Source organism: Nonomuraea sp. NPDC005650 (genome assembly GCF_040605375.1).
Taxonomy (GTDB): domain Bacteria; phylum Actinomycetota; class Actinomycetes; order Streptosporangiales; family Streptosporangiaceae; genus Nonomuraea.
The window spans coordinates 1-2,613 of record NZ_JBEXCR010000123.1; the positions used below are offsets into that span (position 1 = coordinate 1).

At 68.6% G+C, this 2,613-nt stretch carries 2 protein-coding genes; both read left to right on the forward strand.

The annotated features are described in order from the left end of the window. Window positions 1–198 precede the first annotated feature (198 nt). Window positions 199–1,674 (forward strand): IS21 family transposase, encoded by a 1,476-nt coding sequence (gene istA / locus ABZS69_RS66865; protein WP_355395573.1) that lies wholly within the window; start codon window positions 199–201, stop codon window positions 1,672–1,674. Window positions 1,675–1,738: 64 nt separating this feature from the next. Beyond that, window positions 1,739–2,512, forward strand: a complete 774-nt coding sequence (gene istB, locus ABZS69_RS66870) for an IS21-like element helper ATPase IstB (RefSeq protein ID WP_139638047.1) — start codon at window positions 1,739–1,741, stop codon at window positions 2,510–2,512. The last annotated feature ends 101 nt before the right edge of the window (window positions 2,513–2,613 follow it).

Genomic DNA, 2,613 nt, shown 5'->3' on the forward strand with positions numbered 1-2,613 from the left:
TGCCGACGGCCATGGAAGACTCCTGGTGGGCGGCCAGTTGAGTCCCGGCTGATGGCCACGAGAATTCCCCGTGGATGGCCTCGGGTGCCCTGATCTCCACCCGCCCCCTGGGAGACCCCTCCGGTCCGGTTTGCTGATGTTTGCCGCATTTCGCAAGCCGACCGAAGAGGTCCCGTGACAAAGTCTGACAGAGAGATCATGAAGATCTTTGAGGCATACGACCTGACCAAGACCATCCACTCCGCCGCGCAACTGTCCGGTGCGGACCCCAAGACCGTCAAACGCTACGTCGAGCTGCGCCAGCTGGGTCTCAACCCGTATGAGCGGGCGGCCCGGCCGAAGCTGATCGATCCGTTCCTGGAGAAGATCGAAGAATGGGTGGAGGCGTCGAAGGCGAAGATCCGCGCTGATGTCGCCCACGACAAGCTGATCGCGATGGGATATCGGGGCAGCCCCCGCTCCACCCGGCGAGCGGTCAACGCCGCCAAGGCTGCGTGGCGGGCCGGGCGGCGGCGCACCTACCGGCCGTGGATCCCCGAGCCGGGCATGTGGCTGCAGTTCGACTGGGGCGAAGGCCCGCGGGTCGACGGAAGACGCACCTGGCTGTGGTGCGCCTGGCTGGCCTGGTCGAAGTTTCGGGTAGTGATCCCGGTCTGGGACTGCACTCTGGGCACGCTGGTGTCGTGCCTGGACTCCACGCTGCGGCGGATCGGTGGCGCCCCCACCTACGTGCTCACCGACAACGCCAAGACCGTGACCAGCGACCACGTCGCCGGGATCGCGGTGCGGCATCCGCAGATCGTGGCCGCGGGCCGGTACTACGGCTGCACCGTGGAGACCTGCGTGCCTTACGATCCCGAATCCAAGGGCGGCGTGGAGGCCACCGTCCGGCTCGCCAAGGCCGACCTGGTGCCCACCGAGGCCAACCTCCGCAGCCAGTACGGCGGTTTCGCAGAGCTGGCCGAACAATGCCGGACCTGGTGCGAGAAGATCAACGCCCGCCGGCATCGCGGCAGCGGCCAGATCCCCGCCGAGCAGCTGTTAATCGAGCAGCAGACGCTGCACGTGCTGCCCGCCGAGCCGTTCGCGCTGGCGCTGGGCGAGCAGCGGATCGTCTATGACGACCAGACCATCAGTTTCGCCTCGGTGCGCTACTCCACCCCACCCGGACACGTCGACACCAAGGTCTGGGTGCGCGTGGTCGGCGAGGAACTCGTCATCACCGCCCGGGCCGCTGGCGGGGAACTGGCCGAGATCGCCCGCCATCGAGTGTCTATCCCGGGTAACCCACAAATCCTGGCCGAGCACTACCCGCACCATCCCAATGGGCGCAGCATCCACCAGCCGAAACCACGGCCGCGCAACGAGGCGGAGGTCGCGTTCCTGGGCATCGGGCCGGGCGCCGAGCGGTGGCTGACCGAGGCCGGACCCGCCGGAGCCGTGCGCATCCGCGCCAAAATGGCCCGCGCCGTCGAGCTGGCAGCGGTGCTCGGCGCTGAACGCGTCGACGAGGCACTCGGCCTGGCCGCGATCGCCGGCCGCTTCGCCGACGACGACCTGCCCGCCATCGTCGACCATCTGAGCGACCACCGGGCCGTCGGCGAACTCGTGCGCGCTGATGAGAGGCATTCGGCTCAGCCCGGCACCGCATCCTGGCAGGCCCTGGGCCAGTGACCACCCCACCACCTGCCCGGCCTGCGCGGCCGGGCGGGTGCCCGCGATGAGGAGAACCCCACCCATGACCTCGCCCACCCCACCGGCTCTGCCCGACGAACTGGACCGGCTGCTGCGCCGGATGCGCCTGCCCTACCTGCGCAAAGCCGCCCCCGACGTGCTGGCCACCGCCCGCGCGCAACGCTGGGACCCCGCCGAAGTCCTGCGCATTCTCATCCACGAGGAGGTCACCGGCCGCGACGCGGCCACCAGGCGGCTACGTCGCACCTCGGCCAACTTCCCCACCGGCAAGACCCTCGCGTCCTGGCGACCGGAGGAGTCCTCCATCCCCGAACCCACCCAGAACGCCCTGGCCACGCTGGAATGGATCAGCCGGGCCGAAAACCTCGTGATCGCCGGCCCGTCGGGCACCGGCAAATCACACTTCACCGAGGGCCTGGCCCACGCAGCCATCGAGAAGGACCTACGCGTGGCCTGGTTCACCCTGGAAACCCTCACCACCACGATCGGCAAGGCTAAAGTCGACGGCTCCATCGCGCGCACCGTCGCCCGGATCTGCCGCGCCGACCTCATCGTCATCGACGACATCGGGCTGCTCCCGGCCGGAACCGACGCCGCCGAGGCGTTCTACCGGATCATCGATGCCGCCTACGAACGCCGCTCGATCGCGATCACCAGCAACATCCACCCGAGCGGGTTCGACACCATCATGCCCAAAACCCTGGCCACCGCCTCGGTCGACCGGCTCCTCCACCACGCCCACCTAGTCCTGACCAAGGGCGATTCCCACCGGCTCGCCGAGGCTCTGGCGGGCAAGGGCGTCACCCCGTTGACCTGACCACCCATCAGGACCACCCCGGCCATCAGCATGGATTTCTGGTGGCCACCAGCTGAGAGAACCCAAGTCCACCTACCTGGGGATCCTCATGGCCGTTGACA